The sequence below is a fragment of the Pseudoalteromonas sp. DSM 26666 genome, assembly GCF_900116475.1.
Lineage (GTDB): Bacteria > Pseudomonadota > Gammaproteobacteria > Enterobacterales > Alteromonadaceae > Pseudoalteromonas > Pseudoalteromonas tetraodonis.
The window spans coordinates 1-1,409 of the sequence record NZ_FPAR01000019.1 but is presented as its reverse complement, the minus strand read 5'-3'; the positions used below and the strand labels follow the sequence as shown (position 1 = coordinate 1,409).

Below are 1,409 nucleotides of genomic sequence, written 5' to 3'. Positions count from 1 at the left end.
TCACCAAGGTGATGAAGTTGCTGATGCCATACTTCCAGGAAAAGCCTCTAAGCTTCAGATTATACCGAATCGTACCCCAAACCGACACAGGTGGTCAGGTAGAGAATACTAAGGCGCTTGAGAGAACTCGGGTGAAGGAACTAGGCAAAATCGTACCGTAACTTCGGGAGAAGGTACGCTCCGATTGGTGATGGGACTTGCTCCCTAAGCTGATTGGAGCCGCAGTGACCAGGTGGCTGGGACTGTTTATTAAAAACACAGCACTGTGCAAAATCGCAAGATGACGTATACGGTGTGACACCTGCCCGGTGCCGGAAGGTTAATTGATGGGGTTATCTTCGGAGAAGCTCTTGATCGAAGCCCCGGTAAACGGCGGCCGTAACTATAACGGTCCTAAGGTAGCGAAATTCCTTGTCGGGTAAGTTCCGACCTGCACGAATGGTGTAACCATGGCCACGCTGTCTCCACCCGAGACTCAGTGAAATTGAAATCGCAGTGAAGATGCTGTGTACCCGCGGCTAGACGGAAAGACCCCGTGAACCTTTACTACAGCTTGGCACTGAACATTGAACCTACATGTGTAGGATAGGTGGGAGACTTAGAAGCAGAGACGCTAGTTTTTGTGGAGTCGTCCTTGAAATACCACCCTTGTAGTTTTGATGTTCTAACGTTGGCCCCTGAATCGGGGTTACGGACAGTGCCTGGTGGGTAGTTTGACTGGGGCGGTCTCCTCCCAAAGAGTAACGGAGGAGCACGAAGGTTGGCTAAGTACGGTCGGACATCGTACGGTTAGTGTAATGGTAGAAGCCAGCTTAACTGCGAGACAGACACGTCGAGCAGGTACGAAAGTAGGTCATAGTGATCCGGTGGTTCTGAATGGAAGGGCCATCGCTCAACGGATAAAAGGTACTCCGGGGATAACAGGCTGATACCGCCCAAGAGTTCATATCGACGGCGGTGTTTGGCACCTCGATGTCGGCTCATCACATCCTGGGGCTGAAGTCGGTCCCAAGGGTATGGCTGTTCGCCATTTAAAGTGGTACGCGAGCTGGGTTTAGAACGTCGTGAGACAGTTCGGTCCCTATCTGCCGTGGGCGTTTGAGAATTGAGAGGGGTTGCTCCTAGTACGAGAGGACCGGAGTGAACGAACCGCTGGTGTTCGGGTTGTCATGCCAATGGCATTGCCCGGTAGCTACGTTCGGAACTGATAAGCGCTGAAAGCATCTAAGCGCGAAGCAGGCCTCGAGATGAGTTCTCACTAGACTTTTAAAGTCTCTGAAGGGCCGTTGAAGACTACAACGTTGATAGGCAAGATGTGGAAGTGGTGTGAGCCATTAAGCTAACTTGTACTAATTACCCGTGAGGCTTAACCATACAACGCCAAACGCGTTTTATGTGATAGTTTAAGC

The 1,409-nt window shown here is 51.1% G+C and carries 1 rRNA gene; it reads left to right on the top strand.

Annotation, left to right across the window (positions count from 1 at the left end):
* Positions 1-1,374 (top strand): 23S ribosomal RNA (locus BM380_RS18210); the annotation flags it as partial.
* Positions 1,375-1,409: the final 35 nt, after the last annotated feature.